The organism is Ruegeria sp. BHSA123 (assembly GCF_059613425.1).
In genome coordinates this window covers 1-19,575 of record NZ_JBXWSL010000029.1, presented here as the reverse complement: position 1 = coordinate 19,575, position 19,575 = coordinate 1, and the positions used below count along the sequence as shown (strand labels likewise).

At 53.4% G+C, this 19,575-nt stretch carries 18 protein-coding genes and 5 pseudogenes; 7 read left to right on the top strand and 16 right to left on the bottom strand.

Translation table 11 applies throughout. The features are described 5' to 3' along the window. Window positions 1–23 precede the first annotated feature (23 nt). The 4 genes from AC2FNC_RS14060 to AC2FNC_RS14045 form a co-directional block, all read right to left on the bottom strand. Window positions 24–1,037 (bottom strand): ABC transporter ATP-binding protein, encoded by a 1,014-nt coding sequence (locus AC2FNC_RS14060; RefSeq protein ID WP_496715652.1) that lies wholly within the window; start codon window positions 1,035–1,037, stop codon window positions 24–26. Window positions 1,038–1,081: 44 nt separating this feature from the next. After that, complete coding sequence (locus tag AC2FNC_RS14055) at window positions 1,082–1,864, bottom strand: ABC transporter permease (protein ID WP_496715651.1); 783 nt, start codon at window positions 1,862–1,864, stop codon at window positions 1,082–1,084. Next, a complete protein-coding gene (locus AC2FNC_RS14050) occupies window positions 1,864–2,718 on the bottom strand; it encodes an ABC transporter permease (RefSeq protein WP_480556018.1) in 855 nt (284 codons plus the stop codon). The genes AC2FNC_RS14055 and AC2FNC_RS14050 overlap by 1 nt, the downstream gene beginning before the upstream one ends. 78 nt (window positions 2,719–2,796) lie before the next feature. Beyond that, the gene (locus AC2FNC_RS14045; protein ID WP_480474652.1) at window positions 2,797–3,867 is read right to left on the bottom strand and encodes a polyamine ABC transporter substrate-binding protein; all 1,071 of its coding nucleotides are present in this window, start codon (window positions 3,865–3,867) and stop codon (window positions 2,797–2,799) included. Window positions 3,868–4,045: 178 nt separating this feature from the next. Between AC2FNC_RS14045 and AC2FNC_RS14040 the strand changes: the two genes are divergently transcribed. From AC2FNC_RS14040 to AC2FNC_RS14025, 4 genes and pseudogenes are all read left to right on the top strand, one after another. Beyond that, window positions 4,046–4,969, top strand: a complete 924-nt coding sequence (locus AC2FNC_RS14040; RefSeq protein WP_480474650.1) for a GntR family transcriptional regulator — start codon at window positions 4,046–4,048, stop codon at window positions 4,967–4,969. Between the two features lie 7 nt (window positions 4,970–4,976). Next, window positions 4,977–6,266 (top strand): nucleotide disphospho-sugar-binding domain-containing protein, encoded by a 1,290-nt coding sequence (locus AC2FNC_RS14035; protein WP_496715649.1) that lies wholly within the window; start codon window positions 4,977–4,979, stop codon window positions 6,264–6,266. Window positions 6,267–6,444: 178 nt separating this feature from the next. Continuing rightward, a pseudogene (locus tag AC2FNC_RS14030) lies at window positions 6,445–6,606 on the top strand (transposase); the annotation flags it as partial. A gap of 52 nt (window positions 6,607–6,658) precedes the next feature. Further along, window positions 6,659–7,930: pseudogene (locus AC2FNC_RS14025) on the top strand (IS3 family transposase). Between the two features lie 143 nt (window positions 7,931–8,073). Here AC2FNC_RS14025 and AC2FNC_RS14020 read toward each other — a convergent pair. The 4 genes and pseudogenes from AC2FNC_RS14020 to AC2FNC_RS14005 form a co-directional block, all read right to left on the bottom strand. After that, window positions 8,074–8,529 (bottom strand): hypothetical protein, encoded by a 456-nt coding sequence (locus tag AC2FNC_RS14020; protein WP_496715648.1) that lies wholly within the window; start codon window positions 8,527–8,529, stop codon window positions 8,074–8,076. A 114-nt stretch (window positions 8,530–8,643) separates the two neighbouring features. Beyond that, the gene (locus tag AC2FNC_RS14015) at window positions 8,644–9,051 is read right to left on the bottom strand and encodes a universal stress protein (RefSeq protein WP_209508050.1); all 408 of its coding nucleotides are present in this window, start codon (window positions 9,049–9,051) and stop codon (window positions 8,644–8,646) included. A gap of 57 nt (window positions 9,052–9,108) precedes the next feature. After that, window positions 9,109–9,558, bottom strand: coding sequence for a phasin family protein (locus tag AC2FNC_RS14010; RefSeq protein WP_496715647.1), 450 nt, complete (start codon window positions 9,556–9,558; stop codon window positions 9,109–9,111). Between the two features lie 192 nt (window positions 9,559–9,750). Next, window positions 9,751–9,999: pseudogene (locus AC2FNC_RS14005) on the bottom strand (transposase); the annotation flags it as partial. 121 nt (window positions 10,000–10,120) lie between these two features. Here AC2FNC_RS14005 and AC2FNC_RS14000 point away from each other — a divergent pair. After that, a complete protein-coding gene (locus AC2FNC_RS14000) occupies window positions 10,121–11,278 on the top strand; it encodes a cation:proton antiporter (protein WP_496715646.1) in 1,158 nt (385 codons plus the stop codon). Between the two features lie 15 nt (window positions 11,279–11,293). On the opposite strand, the gene AC2FNC_RS13995 is transcribed toward AC2FNC_RS14000, so the two are convergent. Then, window positions 11,294–11,701, bottom strand: coding sequence for a c-type cytochrome (locus AC2FNC_RS13995; protein ID WP_480521453.1), 408 nt, complete (start codon window positions 11,699–11,701; stop codon window positions 11,294–11,296). A gap of 1,100 nt (window positions 11,702–12,801) precedes the next feature. After that, window positions 12,802–13,305 (bottom strand): Hsp20/alpha crystallin family protein, encoded by a 504-nt coding sequence (locus AC2FNC_RS13990; RefSeq protein WP_496715645.1) that lies wholly within the window; start codon window positions 13,303–13,305, stop codon window positions 12,802–12,804. Between the two features lie 280 nt (window positions 13,306–13,585). Here AC2FNC_RS13990 and AC2FNC_RS13985 point away from each other — a divergent pair, with 280 nt between their 5' ends. Both AC2FNC_RS13985 and AC2FNC_RS13980 read left to right on the top strand, forming a co-directional pair. Further along, complete coding sequence (locus AC2FNC_RS13985; RefSeq protein WP_480521449.1) at window positions 13,586–14,890, top strand: ferredoxin reductase family protein; 1,305 nt, start codon at window positions 13,586–13,588, stop codon at window positions 14,888–14,890. Window positions 14,891–15,225: 335 nt separating this feature from the next. Continuing rightward, window positions 15,226–15,747, top strand: coding sequence for a flavodoxin domain-containing protein (locus tag AC2FNC_RS13980; protein WP_209508037.1), 522 nt, complete (start codon window positions 15,226–15,228; stop codon window positions 15,745–15,747). A 123-nt stretch (window positions 15,748–15,870) separates the two neighbouring features. On the opposite strand, the gene AC2FNC_RS13975 is transcribed toward AC2FNC_RS13980, so the two are convergent. From AC2FNC_RS13975 to AC2FNC_RS13950, 6 genes and pseudogenes are all read right to left on the bottom strand, one after another. Next, window positions 15,871–16,716, bottom strand: coding sequence for a universal stress protein (locus AC2FNC_RS13975; protein ID WP_480555836.1), 846 nt, complete (start codon window positions 16,714–16,716; stop codon window positions 15,871–15,873). A gap of 88 nt (window positions 16,717–16,804) precedes the next feature. Further along, a complete protein-coding gene (locus tag AC2FNC_RS13970) occupies window positions 16,805–17,182 on the bottom strand; it encodes a SnoaL-like domain-containing protein (RefSeq protein WP_480607824.1) in 378 nt (125 codons plus the stop codon). A gap of 468 nt (window positions 17,183–17,650) precedes the next feature. Continuing rightward, the gene (locus AC2FNC_RS13965) at window positions 17,651–18,007 is read right to left on the bottom strand and encodes an IS110 family transposase (RefSeq protein WP_496715644.1); all 357 of its coding nucleotides are present in this window, start codon (window positions 18,005–18,007) and stop codon (window positions 17,651–17,653) included. Window positions 18,008–18,113: 106 nt separating this feature from the next. Beyond that, entirely contained in the window at window positions 18,114–19,013 is a 900-nt protein-coding gene (locus AC2FNC_RS13960) for a sterol desaturase family protein (RefSeq protein WP_480521439.1), read from the bottom strand. A gap of 145 nt (window positions 19,014–19,158) precedes the next feature. Then, window positions 19,159–19,353, bottom strand: a pseudogene (locus AC2FNC_RS13955) (IS110 family transposase); the annotation flags it as partial. Between the two features lie 77 nt (window positions 19,354–19,430). Continuing rightward, window positions 19,431–19,575, bottom strand: a pseudogene (locus AC2FNC_RS13950) (IS3 family transposase); the annotation flags it as partial.

The window sequence follows — 19,575 nt, the reverse complement described above, 5'->3', positions numbered from 1 at the left end:
GTAGGTCTCCGGTTAGATTTGGCTTAGCAGTTGGGCAGGATGCGGGAATGTTTGGCGTCCCATACGCAGTGGACATCCTGACCCGGCTGGATACTTTCACGGTCGGCTTGGCTGGCGGGCACGCGGGCGGAAAGGATGCTCCTCCCGCCGCGAACGCGTACATGCACACCCAGGTCTGACCCGTGATAGGCGACTTCTTCGACAATGCCGGGAAGGCAGTTGCGTCCATCTTGAGGGGCGGTCTGCATCAGGTTGACCCGTTCCGGGCGCACAGCAATTGTGGCAGCACCGCGCAGCTCGGAAACACCCCTCAGCATTCCCGCCCCGTCGACATCGACACCGCCGTCGACGGCGTTTCCGTCCAGAAAGTTCATCACGCCGATAAAATCTGCAACAAAGCGCGATCCGGGTTGTTCGTAGAGCTCGTGAGGAGTACCGACCTGCGCCAGCTTACCGTCATGCAAGACAGCGATCCGGTCGGCCATGACCAAGGCCTCTTCCTGGTCATGGGTAACAATCAGAAATGTAATCCCTACCTCGTGCTGCAACCGTTTGAGCTCCAGCTGCATCTCTTCTCGCAGTTTCTTGTCCAGAGCTGAAAGGGGCTCATCCAGCAACAGGACCTTTGGCCTTTTGATCAGCGCGCGCGCCAAAGCAACCCGCTGTCGCTGCCCACCGGAAAGCTGATCCGGCTTGCGCCCGGCAAAGCCCGACAGCTTCGCACTTTCCAGAACCTCGGCCACTCGCGTGGCGATTTCGTCCTTGGGCAATTTCTCCATTTCTAACCCATAGGCGATGTTTTTTTCGACGCTCATGTGCGGAAACAAGGCATAGGACTGGAACATCAGGTTCAGGGGCCGCCTGCTGGGGCGTATATTTGTCACGTCCTGCCCGGCAACGATTACCTGTCCTTCCTGTGGTGTTTCGAACCCGGCCAGTGTCCGCAACAGTGTGGTCTTGCCGCAACCCGATGGGCCCAGAAGTGCAAAGAACTCGTTGTCGCGAATATCCAGCGAAACGTTGTCAATCGCAGTCACCAAACCGTATCTCTTGGTTATATTCCTGAGTTGAATCGCTTGGCTCATCGGCTGAAAACCTCTTTGTCGGCACGCTGCGCGAAGAAGACCAGCGTGAACGATACAAACATGACGATGGTAGCCATCGCATTGATTTCCGGCGTTACGCCAAAGCGGATCATTGCGTAGATCTGCATCGGCAACGTGGTCGAGGATTGCCCGGCACCGGCGGTGAAAAAGGCAATAATGAATTCGTCCACAGACAGGGTGAAAGACAGCAGCGCCCCAGCAATAACCCCCGGCGCGATGGCGGGCAGCAGAATGCGACGAAAGGTGGTGAATTCGCTGGCCCCAAGGTCGGCACTGGCCTCAAGTATCGAATGGTCGAAATTGCGCATCCGCGTTCGCACCACGGCGACAACGAACGCAATGTTGAACACGACATGGCTCAGAATGATCGAATGAAGCCCGAGCGTCATGTTGAGCAGAGTGAAAAAGGACAACAGCGCGATGGCCAAAACTATGTCCGGGATGATCATCGGCGCGAACAGAACCGCGTCTAGAACTGAAGAATTACGCCGTGTTTCGACACCGACCGCCAAAAGCGTGCCGATTATTGTCGCCAGAACGGTCGAGATTAAGGCCACGATTAGCGTGTTGCGCGCCGCCGACAGTATTGGATCCGCGGCAAACAACTTGCCGTACCATTCCAACGAAAACCCGGTCCATACAGTTGGAAGTCCGGCCCGGTTAAAGCTTAGCGCCATGAGCACAAGGATCGGCACATAGAGAAAGGTATAAAACAATACCAGGTGCAGCTTCAGGCCCATGTTGGATCGGCCCCGCATCAGTCCTGCCCTCTCTGTCCCGCTGCGCGATTGGCCAATACCGCCTGTGCGAACAAAAGCCCCATCATAATCGCAATCAGGAACATCGACAGCGTTGCTCCGAACGGCCAGTCGCGGGCGCTCAGGAACTGGTCATAGATCAGGTTTCCAACCATCTGAAGTCGCCCGCCACCAAGCAAATCGGGCGTTATGAAATTGCCGATCGACAGCACAAAAACAAAAACACCACCTGCCGCGATGCCGGGAACGGTCTGTGGCAGTATCACCCGGTAGAAAGTGATCCAAGCGGGCGCTCCAAGATCTTCCGAGGCTTCTATGGTTTCGACATTTATGCGGCTCAGCGATGAATAGATCGCCAGAACCACAAAGGGTGTGTAGTTGTAGACAAGTCCAACGATCACCGCGAAATTGTTATATAGCAGAGACAGCGGCTCATCGATCAAGCCTGCCCCCTGGAGAGTATTATTGATCAAGCCCTCGCGGTTCAGCATCACGATCCAGGCGTAAGTGCGGATTAGGTAGTTGGACCAGAACGGCAGGATCACCAAGATCAGCAAACCGGTCTGCCAACGCCGCGGCGCCAGCGTGATGGCATAGGCCGCCGGATAGGCGATGAGGATCGCGATTATGGTGGCCAGAAATGCAATCTTGGCCGAGCGCAGGAAGATTCCGAGGTATAGTGGGTCGGCGGCCCGCACAAAATTTTCAAACGTAAAGACGTAGTCGATGCCGCCATAGATACCGCGTTCAAAGAACGCATAGGTAAAAATAAGACCACACGGCACCACCATAAGAAGCGCAAGCCAACCCAGGCCCGGCCCCAGCAAGATCACCGATTTCAGTCGATTGGTCATATACTTGGCAATCTGTGGAGTGATATCGTATCGGCCCGACCCTTTGTTCGGGTCGGGTTTTGCTCAGGGTTTGATCACTTATTGTGCGGCCATAATTTCGGTCACGGTACGTGCAAAGGGTTTCTGGCCATTGCCGAGATCGCGCAACTGCTCGTACTTGGTAAGGTCTGCAGGCGACATTCCCATGTTCGGGAAGGTTTCGATCAAGGACGGGTCCAGCGCCGCCATCGCAGCCTTGTTCGGCGTTTTGTAAAGGATATTACTGGCAACCCAGACACCGACATCCGCGCCCAAGACATAGTTCACAAAGGCATGCGCCGCGTCTTTGTTTTCAGATGCATCCGTGATGACTAGCGCATCTACCCACAGATCCGATCCTTCTGATGGGATCGTATACTTGATGTCTGCGTTCTCACCGATGCCGTAGTTACACCAGCCATCCCAGGCGTGAACCATCGTTGCCTCGCCCGATACCAACTTCAGATAAAAAGTTGCATCGTCGTAGGCCAGCAGATCCTGCTTCGCCGCAACCAGCAGGTCCTTTGCAGCCGCCAACGTCTCATCCGACGTATCGTTCAGCGACTTTCCGAGGGCTAGCGCGGCAGCTCCCATCAGCCAACGATCCGTCGAGAGCATTGTCACTTTGCCTTTCAGGTCGTCAGAGGGTTTGAGCAGATCATTCCACGAAGTCGGTTCTGCCATCAGGTCTGACCGGTAGCATAAGCCCGTCGTGCCCCAAGCGTATGGCATTGAATAGTTGTTGCCCGGATCATGAGCCAGTTCTTTAGCTTCGTCATACAAGTTGGACGCATTCGGAACCTTATCGTGGTCGATAGCAGCCACCAGCCCCAAGTTGTTTAATGCTTCGGCAAATGGCGACGAGACGAAAAGAACGTCATAGCCCTTGCCCCCACCGGCTACGACTTTGCCCATGATTTCTTCGTTGGTGCCATGCACCGAAAGCTCGGCCTCGATACCGGTTTCCTTGGTGAAATTCTCCAGCAGGTCCGGCGGCATGTAACCGTCCCAGTTCGAGATCACGATTTTTTCTGCTTGGGCCGCTCCGGCGAATACGCTGAGAGCGCAGACCGCCCCGGCTGTGAGCCAAGCAAATGGCAAACGGAACGAATTGGTGAACTTGTTGGTCATGTCTTCCTCCCTTGACATCCGCGCTCGCTTCTGGGGCGAGATATGTGATGCAATCACGGTATTTTTTGATTAAATAAAACTCAACAATTTTTTGAATCATTTTTGTGTGGCCCGATGAAGACATTTAAAGTACCGTTTTTATTGTATATTAATTAAGAATGACGAAAGCCGCCTTGTTATGTCGCCAAGCAAACACTTGAAACTTGCTCAAAAAATACTGGACGTTGCGATGGATCTCGACTTGCATCAGGGCGACAGGCTGGTGGAAAAAACCCTTGCTGATTCGTGCAGCGTCTCTCGCACTCCAGTTAGATCCGCATTGAGGCTACTGGAAAAAGAGGGGATGGCACGCAAAGCGGCAGAAGGTGGGTTTGTCCTAGAATGCGAACCCGAAAAGGGGCATTCGATACTAAACCAGCATTCGGTTGGAGCAGGTGCCGATCTCGCTGGTGACATCCTACGAGATCGCGGAGCCCGACGCCTGGACGGCGCCATCAATGTCACAGACCTGATCCGGCGATATTCAGTTTCACGCAGCGCTGCACAGCGTGCGCTCGAAGCTCTCCTAGCCCAAGGCGTGATTCAGAAAGCCGAAGGCCAATCCTGGGTGTTCACTCGCATGCCAGGAGACCGTTCAGGACGGATTGAGAGCTACGAATTTCGTCTAATACTGGAACCGCAGGCCATTCTGTCCGACGGTTTCAAGTTGGACACCAAGCGCGCCGATCTGGTCCGCACCCAAACCGAAGCGCTTCTGGCGCAGTCGGAAAACTCCTTCAACAGCCAGGAATTCCAAGACGCGGATCTTGCCTTTCACAAGCTTATCGCTCGTTCGTCCGGCAACCAGTATCTAGCTTCTGCTCTCATTGCCCATCATGGGTTGCGCCACCTGCCAGGCGGATCGTTCGGTATGATCGACTTTCGGATGAGGCAGGCGCTTGAGGAACATCTGCGCATACTTGATTTCATCGAGCAGGGTCATTTCGATCTTGCGGCGGATCAGATGAGGGTTCATTTGCGGCTTTCAATGAACCAAAGACCCAGCGTCGCCAATCGTGGCGCGCCGGCGCTTGTCCAAGCGACCCGCGGGTCAATCCGATGAGTGAATGATGAACCGCGAGGAAGCACCTTTAATCGCTTTTTTCCCTGAAGCTAGTTTTGGGGCTGCACTGAATTGTGTGGGGATCGCTCAGGAGCTTCGCGCAATGGGCGCACTCCCCGTTTTCCTGACCCACGGCGGCTTTGGTGGCGTATTCGCAGATTACGGTTTTGACGAGTTCGCCGTCCCAGTTCAATCAAAGTTGACAGAAGAGGAAACCCAGACCTATTGGCAGGAATTCCTGAGTCATCACCTACCGCATTTTAGCATGCTCCCAACTGACCAACTGGCCACCTATGTAGAGCCCGTTTGGAGCGCAATCGTCGAGACTGCGGAATCGGTTGAGCAGGGGTTGGAAACGGCGCTAGAGCGGATCAACCCGGATGTCGTCGTTCTCGACAACGTCATCATGTTCCCAGCCATCGTACGATCCGAGCGTCCATGGGTCAGGGTCATTTCATGCGCGGAAACCGAGTTGCCAGACAACTGCCTACCGCCGTACCTGTCCGGCCTGCCGGCATCTGACGTGGCCGGGTGCGGGGCATTCCGGGACCAGTACCTGGAGACCCTTGGCCCAATTCATGCTCGCTACAACAAATTTCGCCAGGATCGGGGACTTGAGCTATTGCCTAATGGTGAGTTCCTAGAAACATCACCGCATCAAAACCTTCTTTTGGCGCCATCGATAATTCGCCACGATCGTGATCAGGCGCTGAGTCCTGGACAATTCACCTTCCTCGAAGGCTGCGTACGCCAAGAAGGTCCCTACCGTGTACCTCAGATGCCCCGTAACGACGGGCCTCTGGTGTATGTGAGTTTTGGTAGCCTGGGTGCTATGGATGTCACATTCTTTGAAAGCCTGTTCGACGTATTCAAGACAATGGACATGAGGTTTCTGGTCAATGTCGGGGCCCAGATCGATGCCTATTCCAGAGTACCAGACAATGTTCATCTGCAGGAATGGTTCCCGCAGCCTTCCGTGGTTGAACAATGCGATCTGTTTATTCACCACGGCGGTAACAACAGCTTTTGCGAAGCGCTGTATTTCGGGGCCCCGTCGCTGATCCTCCCCTATTGCTGGGACGGGCACGATAACGCCCAGCGAGCAGTTGAAACCAGTGTCGGACTCAGGTTAAATCGGTGGGATTGGACGCCGGAGCAGTTGGAGAATGCGATTAACCGACTACTTGGGGACGCGGAGCTAAAGGCCCGGCTGGCTGCGAACTCAGAGTTCATGCGGTTGAGAAAGTCGGTTCAGTTAGCTGCTCAGAAAATTCTGGATTGTGTAAAACCTAACTGAATCTAGTTTTGTCCCGTCGGTCATCCGTTTTGTAATTAAGGATGGAAGGGAACATCGCAACGAACTCTTAGTCACTGAACCTAAAGTGTAGGTTTTGGGCTTATTCTGGCGAAAAACTATTCGTTGATTGACGCACAAATCGCTGATTCAATTTCCGTACTGAACGGGGGAATGAGCGATGAAGGGGCCAAGGCAGCAAACACAAGGGTCACTGTTCTACGAATTCTCGATTGAGGATCATGTTCCGCAAGACCATATTCTTCGAGGTATAGACCGGTTCGTCGAACTGTCTGATATCCGTCGGCACCTTGCTCCGTTCTACAATTCGACTAGCCGACCGTTGAACTGCTCCGGGTTTTCCGGAGGCTCCAAATCGAGGAAGGATTGGAGCCATGGAAAGAGACAACAGAGCGAACCGCTATTCACCTGAGACGCGCGCAAGGGCCGTGCGGATGGTGCTTAACAATCAAGGCAGCTATGAGAGTCAGGCGGCAGCGATCAAGGCGATTGCGCCGAAGATCGGCTGTGGCCGGGACACATTGCGGCGTTGGGTTCAGCAGGAGGAAACTGACCTTGGCCACCGGGATGGTGAGACGTCGGAAGAGCGGACCAGGATCATGAAACTGGAACGCGAAGTGCGGGAGCTGCGTCAGGCCAATGAGATCCTAAAAAAGGCCAGCGCGTATCTTGCTCAGGCTGAGCTCGACCGCCCACTGAAACGATGATCGGGTTAATCCACTGCCCGGCTAGGCATTGCGGGACGCAATGTCCCGAGAGGGGGCGATCACCGGGCCGAGTATTGGGTCGAGCCGATCTGCCGGGTTTTGCCGATCGCCCCTTCGACCTTCTACGACCATCTGGCCGTTGTCCGTGATCCGGATCGTGCATCTGATCGCGCCAAACGGGATGCCGTCCTGCGGCGCGAAGTGCACAGGGTGTGGGATCAGAACTTCAAGGTCTACGGGGTGCGCAAGGTCTGGCATCAGATGCGCCGCGAAAGCTTCGATGTGGAACGCTGCACGGTGGAACGGCTGATGCGACAGTTGGGCATACAGGGCGTTGTTCGCGGCAAGGCCCAGAAAAAAACGCGGCCGGACAAGGCACTGCCATGCCCGCGCGACAAGGTGAACCGGCAATTCCGGGCACCGGCCCCAAACACGCTCCGGGTCAGTGACTTCACCTATGTCTCGACCTGGCAGGGATTTGTCTGTGTGGCCATCGTAATCGACACCTTCGCCAACCGGATCGTTGGCTGGCGAGCGTCACGTTCCCCGCAGACCCAGTTCGTGTTGGATGCCCTCGAACAGGCGCTCTATGAACGGCGACCAAGTGACGATCTCATCCATCACAGCGACCGGGGCAGCCAATATGTGTCGATCCGCTATACCGAGCGGCTGGCCGAGGCCGGGATAGAGCCCTCGGTCGGCAGCGCCGGCGACAGTTACGACAATGCTCTGGCGGAGACGATCATCGGCCTGTTCAAAGCCGAGGTCATCCACCGGTTAGGGCTGTGGAAAACCGCCGATGCTGTCGAATGGGAAACCCTCAAATGAGTCGACTGGTTCAACAACCGCCGCCTGCTGCAACCCATCGGAAACATCTCGCCAGTAGAAGCCGAGGAGACATTCTATGAACAGTGCAATGAGTCCGATAAAGTCGCCTGAAACAGAGTAATCGGTCTCCGGGAAAACCGAGGCGGTTCAGCCCTTTTGAACCGTCTGGAAACGCACTAGTAACGGCTTCAATAAAATTGTGACCCATAAATCGACGTAACTTGCAGGTAGTTCCAGAGACTGCATCGCTTGCGTCACTGTCCGAACTGCGGATCATAGCCCCCATAGACTTGGCGCCCGGCGCTATGAAAGTCTTCCTGAAATTGGCAATCGCGGCCGCGAACTTTCAATATAGCTGTTGCAGCCAATGAATTTTTAAGTTCGCTATCTTTAAAAAGGACGCGAGCGATGTCGGGCAAAAACTCTTCCCCGCGAGGGCAAGCCAAGGCAAATTTCGAAACGAAATCGCCGAAGAATTTGCGTAATCTCTCTGGGCTAGTTTCATTTGTCTCGCAGGCTGCATTTATCAATGCAACTTCAAGAGCCTGCTCAAATGCAACGTATGCATTCGAAACGCCATTCACATCGATCCACAGTGGGTGGTCTTTGCGTCTTGCGAAGTCAGCTGCACGCAAAAAGAGATCTTGAGTAGATGCTGTAGTGGAGGGATACGTTCCTCTAAGAGAAATCAGTTTCCGAAACTGTGACATTTCCCAACTCCATTTTTGGTTATCGATACAAAAATGGAGATGGCGTTTGGTTCGGGATGATAGGATGTAGCCTACGGTAGAATACAGTTATATGGTTGTGTCGCTAACCTTGGATCAACGAATTACGTGAACCGAACACCTTGCGTGATGCACGACTCTGTTCGCAGTGGAACCTAAGAATATGTCCTCAAAACCAGGCTTGTGCGAAACCAAGACGATGCAATCCGCGTCGCTCTCATTTGCGAAGTCTACAATAGCCCTACCCGCGTGCCCAGAGATGAGCCGAGCCTTCGCGCCTGGAATTTCAGAAGCAGTTTGATGCAGGTTTTCCAGGATTTCATGCCGCGTATTGGCAAGTACTTCGCTGGGAATCTGAGACCCTACATACGCCGGAATTGGCTCTTGGACGTGTATCACAGTGAATACAGCGTCCGCATCAGCCAATTGGCGCGCGGCTTCAAACGACGCTTGTGTGTCGTATTCTTGGTCCAGAGCAACCGGGATCAGGATATTCTTGTACATTTGACCTCCTATCTACTGCTCCAATGATTCCAGTTTGGTTCCTCGGCAGCAGGAAACCTACACAGGCTCAGACTTTGAAGATTTCCCCGCGCCGTTTGTAGCGGCTACAACATCATCAACTGTTTTCTCAACAGCTTCAGCTTCGGTTTCAGCGACATAAGATGCACAACGGGACACGGTTTCGAACCATTCCTGAGCGTCAGCAACCAACCGCTCCGCCGAATGGCGCTGCCACTCCGCCATGCTCTGAAAGGCTTTAGAAGGATCGGACGGGTTCGCGGAAGACACATTGCGTGCAGCTTTTAGAGCCGTCCGGACCGCCTCATGACGCCGTTCGAACCAATGCTGCGCAAAGGCCTCGGTTTCTTCGAGCAATTTCTCTTGCGCGTCCCAAAATTGTTCGATCTGGGCACCGAAGGCCGGATTGCCAGAAATGGGCGGCTGCATTTGCTTGAAAACATCCAAAAGTGAGGTCGGGCTATTTGTGTTGGATTTCTTTGTCGGCATCAAAAATTCCTCCGCATTTTCTGAATGAGCTATTTTGCCACCTGCGGCGCGCTTTCGCCTTAATACAGATCAATATCACTTATTTTTAGGACCTTCGGCTAAAGCTGCGACGGGACACTCGCAATCTCTCCGACATCGGTTCCTAGGGTCAGGATTCATAACCAGTAGATGACGACGGCTGCGAGCGCGATGGCCGAGAGGAAGACCTTGGGACATCCGCGCGAATATGCCCTTTTCGCTCCAGCGCTTCCAACGGCTATAAAGCGTCTTGTGTGGACCATAGGCTTCAGGAGCGTCGCGCCACCTTAACCCATTGCGGTTGATGAAAATTATCCCGCTCAGAATCCGCCGGTCGTCGACCCTTGGCTTACCGTGCGACTTTGGAAAGTAGGGTTTCAGACGCGCCATCTGTGCGTCGGTCAGCCAGAAAAGACTGCTCATGTCACCGCTCTGTTTTCGGCGCCGTGAATCACGCAGCGCTCGGGAAATCAATGCATCCTGACCCTAGTAGGCGGAGTTGGAGTTAGAGTAGTCTAGACATGAACTTAACGCTTGGTTTTCTATGCACGTTGCCGGCTTTCTGATTACCCTTGGTGTCCTCTTCCTTGCCGGATTGGCGGCCGACCAGCTTGGCAGGGCCACGCATCTTCCTCGTGTTACAACCTTACTTTTCCTCGGTCTGATCGCAGGGAACGCCGGGATGGGGTTGATCCCACTCGACGTTGCCATTTGGTTCGACGAGGTATCCATTGTGGCCTTGACGATGGTCGCGTTTCTTCTTGGAGGATCTTTAACCCGAGAGAACCTGGTTCGGCATGGCCGTGCCATTCTGACGATTTCGATATCGATTGTAATTGCGACCTTTCTTATCGTGTCGGCTGGACTAACTGCAGTTGGCGTACCCTTCGGGTTAGCGTTGGTGCTGGCGGCAATTGCCACAGCTACGGCTCCGGCCGCCATGACTGACGTAATCAAACAATCTGGAGTGTCCAACAGCTTCACCGAGACCTTAAAGGGCGTTGTCGCAATTGATGACGCTTGGGGTCTGATCGTTTTCAGCATCGCCTTGGTTCTGGCCGGTCATTATGACAGTTTGGCCACGGTCACGATCACGGCGATGTGGGATTTTGGGGGCGCCATTTTATTGGGTGCAGCACTAGGCGTACCGTCCGCTTACCTAACTGGTCGCTTAAACCCGGGGGAGCCAATGCAAGCCGAAGCGGTGGGAATCGTCTTTCTTACAGCAGGTCTTTCATTATGGCTGGAAGTTTCGTTCCTTTTAACAGGCATGGTTGTGGGCGCAGTTATCGGGAATCTGGCCCGCCATCATGACCGTGCTTTTCATGAAATCGAGCACATTCAGTGGCCATTTATGATCCTTTTCTTCCTGCTGGCTGGCGCAACGTTGAATATTGAAGCCTTTGGCTTGATGGGCTGGGTCGGTGCACTTTTCCTGATCTTGCGCATAGTGTCCCGCCTAGTTGGGGGCTATTGCGGGGCAAGAATTGGGGGCCTGCCTCGCCGTCAGGCCCCCTGGTATGGTCCCGCGTTGCTGCCGCAGGCCGGTGTCGCGGTTGGAATGGCCCTTGTAGCCGGAGAGCAATTTCCGAATTGGGCCGCGTCCATCTTGGCCTTTACCTTAGCCAGTACTGTGGCCTTCGAAGTGGTAGGGCCGCCATTGACTCTCATGTCTATCAAACACACGGCTGATACAGATTAGCAGATTAGTCAGTGACTATTCAGCCTGGATCGATTCAAGAAAGGCGAGCAAATTCGCCAACGGCAGGCCTACCATCATTGGTTGCCCATTAGGCAAAGCTAACGCGATTTGTTGGTCTGTCTCAAACACCGCACCAAAGATTGGCATTTCGCCCCCATGGGCGAGCAATTGTGAACGACCATCAATCTGTTCAGCTATTCGGCCTATAGGAAACACTCCATCGTTTTCACTCGCCAGCTTGGTGAGGTCGGGTGTTCGAATAGCAAGCATTTCGGCCATCGGCCCATCCCCAGTTGCTTCGAAACCATGGCATTGCCAGCAATACTTCCGGTACAAATCACTTCCGGCACTGACATTGACGTCCTGCGCCAGTGCAGGTGCCGTGGTGAACAAAGCCAATAAAATTCCTAGAAAAAACTGCATATGCTCCTCCAATTCCCTACCTCTGATGAAGATTCAATTAAACAGTATCCCAAGGAAACTTCTTTGACCTTGCTCATTTTATTCACTCCAGTAAGAACTTTGGCGTTTCATTGGAATAGAGTTTGAGCACGCGCCAAATCTAATCCAGGCGAACATCCAATTGCGCCATCTCGACATTGACCTCACCACCTGCGTCCACAGATGATGCTCCTTCCGATACGTTCATATGCCTGAGAATTCTGCCAAAGGTGATAAGACACTCAATGCAACCATCTGAGAGCACGCAACCGAGCCGATACCACTCCGTCTGGCAGGCTGTCAGTCGCAACGTCGGAAATGAGCAAGTCTCTGCGAAGCTTCCTTTTCCGTCGTAGAAAACGGCGAACACGGTTCAGCGTGTTTTCACGTTTCTCTGGATAGTCGGTTTCCAAGTAACTGTCAGTTTCTGGAACTATCATCGAAGCAAGCCGTTTCAAACGCCGGTCCTTCGGCAACTCGATTATCCGATAATCTTGGCTACACCGGTAGAGCAGCCAATCAAGATGACCGAGGATATGGTACATACCCTTGATACTGGATATCTCTAAATCGGACCTGCTGAACAGTTTCATCTTGTCTATGTACGAGCGCGCTTCGGACACAGCAGTCTCAACGTTGTCCCCCCCACAAAGTCGATTCCGTTTGGCTGAGATGTCCCCATACATGACCGAAGGTGTGCCACTTCGGCCCTTACAATTTGTTCGACTTTAGCTTTTGTTGTTTCCACAGCTATTTCTAGGATCCCAGGAATGAGAGGATCTAGAGATCTAGTTAACTCTGCACCTCTGTCGGGTAACAGCGCCTCGACAAGTCTGGCGGACGGTTTAGCGAACAGCAGGATCAGCACTACGCCTATCCAATCGCGTGAAGACATTCTACCACGCTGCAACACCGAACGTATGGCCACGTACGAGTGCTCAGAAACAGCATAATTGCAAACACTTACGATGTCTGCCCGGATTCAACCAATAACACTTATAGGTCCGCAACTCGAAAAGGCCGACCGATGATCGGCCCTCAGTGCTGTCATGCTTAAGGACAGTTGCGAACCAGCAGGCCGTCTATTTCGACGATACCTTTATCTTACGACTTGGATCCCGAGGCTTAGTCTTCGGCATTTCGATATGCAAAACGCCTTTGTCGAATGTTGCTGAAACCTTGTCGATTTCCACGGTGTCTGGCAGCGTCATGGCTCTAGAAAAGCTGCCATAGCTTCTTTCGCTGACACGCAGATCGCCCGTTTCATCATGCGCAATCTTCTTCTGACCGCGCAGGATTAGCCTGCGGTCCTTGACTTCAATTTCGACGTCATCCTCTTCGAGCCCCGGCAATTCAGCCGTAAGAACAATCGCAGAATCCGTTTCTTGGATATCAATCGCCGGTGAAATTGCACCCGTCATATCAAGAGACGGAAAACCCGTGCGTTGCGCAGCCGTTTCCATTGGTAGGAAAGGTGATCTTGCTCCAAAAAAACGCGACATCAGGGTTTCCATTTCACGTCGAAAATTGTCTGGGAGCGGATGCGTTCCAGTGAAAAGTTGCGGGGACTTTTTGTCTTCTAACATTTTTTGAACCTCCTCCTTTGGTCGGATTTCGCGCGCGTAACATTATGACAGAAAACGCGGTTAAGAACCTTGATCTTGCGCAAGCATGCAGCTTCAGCTTTTGCCAAATCGCACGAACCGGCTGAGCCAACAGAAACAAGAACCGTCAGCCAACAAACTTGCCATGTCGTGCTGAAATTAAGACCAATCTCAGTAGGCTTGATCGGAGTCCCAGGTCAGCTTAGCGTTTATCCTGAATGAGCCCGAGTTGCCTACCTTTAGCACAGTGGAACAAAGCCGTATGAAATGGCCGTATCTGGCGCTGATTTACGTTTTGCTGATCTTGGCTCCCTTGGGTTTTTCTTGGTCCTTGGGATGGCCACCGCGACCATTTCATCAAGATCTCGGGTCCGGGCTTGGAATGCTTGCATTTTCAATAATCCTGGTGGAGTTCGTCCTGTCTGGGCGGTTCCGGTTCATCTCTTGTAGTTTGGGTATGGATGTGACCATGCGGGTGCATCAGTTGATGGCGCGTACCGCACTCGGCTTTGCGCTTATACACCCGCTGCTGTATCAGGGAACGCCTTCTGGCGGACGCCGCCCGTGGGATGAAACACACCAACTTACGATTACGACCGACTTTTCTGCGCTGGTATCTGGCATCGGCGCTTATTTTTTACTGTTCATTCTGGTCGCCCCGGCAATTGCCCGTAAATCCCTTGATTACAAATACGAGACATGGCGCCTCTTACACGGGCTGGGAGCCTTGGGGATTGCCTGCCTGCTATTGCACCACACGGTATATGCTGGGCGCTACGGTGGGCATCCGCTATTGACGTATCTCTGGCTTGCCCTGACCAGTATTGCAGTTGGAGCTTCACTGTATGTCTATCTCGTTCGTCCTTTGCGTCAGAGGAAAAGGCCGTGGCACGTCACTTCTGTGTGTCGACTAACACCGAGGCAATGGGAGTTGCGCGTCAAGCCCGATGGTCACAACGGACTGACCTTCAAAGCAGGGCAGTTTGCTTGGCTAAATGTCGGCCACAGTGCCTTCTCGCTACACGAGAACCCATTCTCGATTAGTTCTGCACCGGCCGAAGGACCCGAAGTTTCATTCATGATCAAGGAGCTTGGGGATTTCACATGCGGCCTCGGAAAGATCGCTCCGCAAACCCCGGTTTATCTGGACGCCCCATACGGAAATCTGTCGATCGACCACCGTCCTGAGAAAGGCATTGTACTGATCGCAGGTGGCGTCGGGATCGCGCCGATGCTGAGCATTTTGCGTCAGACAAGGGCGAGTGGGACACGGCACGATATCAAGCTTATCTATGGCAACCGGGTCGTGGAACAGATTGCTTATCGCCAGGAGTTATCCAAGGAAGATACAGTATTTGTTCTATCCGAACCGCCAAAGGATTGGCGCGGAGAAACAGGTTTGGTCGACGGTCCCCTATTGGACCGCAATTTATCTTCTAAGCAATTTGAAAGCTGGCTTTATGTTCTCTGCGGCCCCCCTGCCATGATGGACGTCGTCGAAGATCATCTAATCGCACGGGGCACCGCGTCCTACCGGATTTTGTCTGAAAGGTTTGACTATGATTAGATTGCTCAGAAACCTGCCCGCGCGCCAACAGGTGAAGTTCTCGGTGTGGTGTATCAGTTTTACAATTTTCACCGCTGCCTTGACCTTTTCCTTAAGATAGCAAAACGGACCATTTGGCCTTGCTAGTTTCAAAATTGTCAGCCGAAACAAGCAAGTTCTCTTGGAAATAGCTGTCGTCGCGAACTTCCTCAAAATCATTCTCCGCTTGGACAGCAATTACGTACCACAACTATCCCGATATGCTCCCAAGAAACGCCTTTGATGGAGATCAAGGGCAACGCTCGCCACTTACTCATAATAAAAAATCTATTCAGGCCGATTTTGGGAGGATCGGAATGACCGTACTCATCGCCTTCGCTACCGTCGAAGGCCACACAGCAAAGATTGCGCGTTTCATCTGTAATGTCGCGAAGAATGCCGGTTTCAAAACAAACCTGATCAATACCGATGATTTCTCTGGCCACGTATCGCTTGACGGTGTGGTCAAGGTTGTTCTTCTGGCCCCTGTCCACGAACGTAGGCACCCCGAGTCATTCGAGGCTTTTGTCACTTCAAACAGAGATGCCCTAACTAAACGAAAGTCTCTCGTGCTTTCCGTTGGTCTAAAAGCTTCTTTCGCGTCAGGTCGAGAAGAAGCACGCGACTATCTCAACGAAATGTTTATGCGAACAGGTTTTGAACCGAATGCGACGGCGTTGATCGCAGGCGCGGTGAGGCCCGAGAACTACGGGTATTTTGAGAGGGAGGTCCTTAAGCACGTTGTCTTGCTAGGTCGAAAAATCGATCCACAAGATGGGGCACGGGAATTTACTGACTGGGACGAACTGACGTCAATTGTAATAGATTTCCTTGGCTGAAACAGTCGGGCAAACCAGCATCAATCTCAAGCGATTTCCTAATAACAACTGGCTGCTCCCGCATCTGCAGGTGAACATTTTTAGCTATGGCTCCCAGCAAATCACAGTCGCCGGTTCGTTTAATCAGTGTCCGAAAAGCACTGGCAACCTCGTCTGCTCTAACATTGCTTGCGTCGTTCCCCCAAAAACTGACTCACGCAAATGAGAATGCCCATAAGCGCCCATAGCAACGAGGTCGGCTCCCAATTCTCTTGCGCGTTCTTGAATGCAGTGTTCGATCGAAGCCCCACCACATGGGAACTGCGACACGGTCGCGTTGCAACCGTGATGGCTGAGCCATCCAGCAATGTCAGTTCCGGGCACTTGATCTTTTACGTCATCAGGCGACGGCAAATCAAAACACCCAATCACAACTTCGTTGGCCGCCAGAAAATAGGGTAAAGCTAAATGCGCAGCCCTAGACGAAGGCAGGCTATCATTCCATGCCAAAAAAATGCAGTCGCGTTGGGCAAACGGATCTCCATTGATCATCAGGGGGACCGGCGAATGAAACAACACTCCGCACGCGATCTTGTGAAATAAATCGGGGTCTTTTCGCAACTCAGCGTCTAGAAAAGCGATATCAGAGCAATTTGCTTGTCCTGCCACAAGATGCTGTAACTCTGCTCCAGATCCCATAAAGGCGATTACATTTGCCGGTACGCCCTGCTCGACCAGAAACGCTTCAACTTCAGTGGCGCGGGACATCAAGGCGGCATTTTGCGCGTTAAGAACATCCAACCAGTTTGAGGGAAGACCCCCCTCAACGAACCTGTTTGATCCATACTTTAAGTAAGGCAGGTTAGGTAAAGCCGCGATCATTACACAAATCAAGTGGCCGTTCTGAATACGGGCAGTTTCAGCGCATTCCAAAATCGACGCGTCGTCAGCATCAACTCCTACATAATATGCCACTGTTCTGTGTTGCATTCCCGACCTCCGTCCGGAATTTCAATTCGCCCAAGAGCCATGCGCACTGATTAAACCAACAAATAGACGATGTTGTTAGTCGCTCTTCTTACTTAGGCAGCATGAAGAACTCTTCCAGCACAATCTTGCCTTCTGCCACCGAATACATTGCGATCTCGCGCAGGGTCATACGCTCACCCGTAGCCTTCTGAACCACTTCAGCCCTGAAGCGCACTCCAAAGCGGTTGGGTGGGTGGACGTAGGGGCCATCCACGTCTAGTTCTTGAATTTCGTGCGATGCCAACCAATCCCCTCTTTTTCCCTTTATGGCTTCTCGACCCTTTGTAACGCGGAATTGGCGAACTGGAGGCACAACTGCCTCTATCGACTGTGCGTTTTCAGCATACATTTCATCAACACTTCCAAGGCCCCTGCGCTTACGCATGGCCTGGACGAATGATCTTCCGAATTCAACCAACTCTTCCATGAGCACCCCCTTAATTACCAGTGACTGTACCACTTCTTGCCCACGCAAATCTTGACAAGGATCAATGAGCATTTGGGTAAATGTAATGCGGCCAACTCGCACTCACCTCTGCGAAGCCATTAGGGTCAGGACTTCGGTAACGGAGCCGTCCCAGTCAAGCTGTTTTGCGTAGCATGATTGATCCGCCATGGCGGTGTAACTTTACCTTGTTAGTGTCCGCTCTGCTTTCTGTCATGGCCTTCGATTGAGATCCTTGGGGTACATGCTTCGGGTCGTGGTCAGCGCGACGGCTGCCAACATGATGCTGGTTCGATGTATTTCCGATGTGCCCATCTCATAGGCGTGCATGACTAGATTCAGCGACGGTCCAGACCACGACATCATCGGAACCACGTCCCTGCGAGACCTCGAAGGCCTGCTATCAGGCAGGCAACAGGTGGATTAACAGACGATCAGTCCATGTTCAGTTCAGCGTCGAGCCGGAATACGGTGCCATCGACCCAAATTCGATGGAGAATGGCCAATACCGATCATACGGATGCCGAAGGTTTTGAGGACGCCACGGATGTGACCTTCGAGGTCCTTGCGCTGCCGGATCAGCCTTTCAAGGGCACCGACAAGGCATCGCAGCCGGTCGACCTCTTCGCTGCGGATATGCACCGCAGTGAACCAGCCGGTTCGGGCGAGCTGCGCCAATCCTTCGGCATAGGTGGCGTCAGACTTGTTGAGCCGTGCCGACAAGCTCTTTTGCGCCTTGAGGGCAACAATGCAGGTCGCAGGCAGACCGAGACCGGCGAGGCCGCGCTGCAACAAGATCGACAACATTCCGCTTTCATGCACGATCCGTCGGGGCGTAAGTTCGCGGTTGCGAAACCAGCCCGCGACGCCCTGGGGATCAGCGGGACAGACGCCACGCGCTACAGTCTCAACGCTATTGGTCTATTTGGTCAGTGCCAAGCTTGGTTTGCCCGGACGAGACAGATGAAGATCGCTTCCGTTGGCTCGGGGTGTCGAGGGCACCTCCGCTCGCCGGGCCGCGCAGCGGCTGAATCAGCATTCGGTCGAGCCAGAGGTCTCGGCGTGTGCGAAACTGCTCGATGCCGATTTCCATGCCCTTATGCCCCATCTCGGGTTGCGCAACATAAGTGCCTAGAAGTCGGTCCCACCACGGTAGATTAAACCCAAAGTTCGAGTTGGTCTCGCTTGGATCAACGGAATGGTGGACTCGGTGCATGTCTGGAGTGACGACGATCCATCTAAGTATTCGATCCACCGGACGCGGCAAGTCAATGTTTGCGTGATTGAAGAGCGCAGTAGCGTTCACGATCACCTCGAACAGGAGCACGGCGACAGCGGGCGGCCCCAAGGTTGCTACAACCGCCAGCTTGATCCCCATCGAGATGAGAATTTCTACCGGATGGAAACGCAAGCCAGTGGTCGCGTCAAAATCGAGGTCGGCGTGATGCATCCGGTGCAGACGCCAAAGCCCCGGTACGGCGTGGAACATCACATGCTGAAGGTAGATTGCGAGATCGAGAAGCAGCATGGAGGCCACGATGGCAACCCAAACCGGCGCCTCGATGTTGTTGAAGAGCCCCCATCCGCGATCCTCGGACATAGCTGCGAGACCAACTGCGAGGATTGGAAAGGTCAGCCGCAGGATGGCGGTGTCGAGCACCACGAGCGCAAGGTTGTTTGTCCATCGGATAACGCGCGGAATATCCCGTCTTCGCCGGGGTGCGGCCACTTCCCAAAGTGCCATCGCCGCCAGGACGGATAAGAAGGCAATAAGGCGGATAGTTGGTTCAGCAGCAAGGATTGTGTCGGACATGGACATCCACTATTCGGGTTTCTGTCGCAATAGAATTGCAAGCTGTTCTAGGCGACGACCGCTCCAATGTAACGCAGACATTCAAGCGATACCATCAGAGGGCGGCTTGGGTCCGCAACTCTGCCGTTCAGCAGATTTCAGCGAACGTCCGCTGCCGAACCAGCAACTCCCGGGCCCGCAGAACCATTGCGGACGCCTGGATCTCTTCACTTTTCACGGCAACAAAGCGCATAGTTGGTCTACTCGCGGCTTCGCAGATCGCTTCCGCATCGGCCGTATCGTTCTTTTGACATTTGACGAATGGATTCACGTAGGCCGGATGGATCAGCTTGACTTCGTGACTTGTCCGTCGTCAGGGATATTGGGACAGATTGCCGCCTGAACTAAGAGAGGATTTGGCTCATCTGGTTGGGTTGATTATGCGGCGGATTTGCGGTGAAGCAAGCGTCGCGTTTCGATGGTCTTTCGTTTGATCCTTTCTCGTTGTCGCAGGATGGTTTGGCCGCGCCCGAAGTAGACATCGGCCGGGGTGAGGTTCTGCAGGCTTTCGTGGTATCGCCGG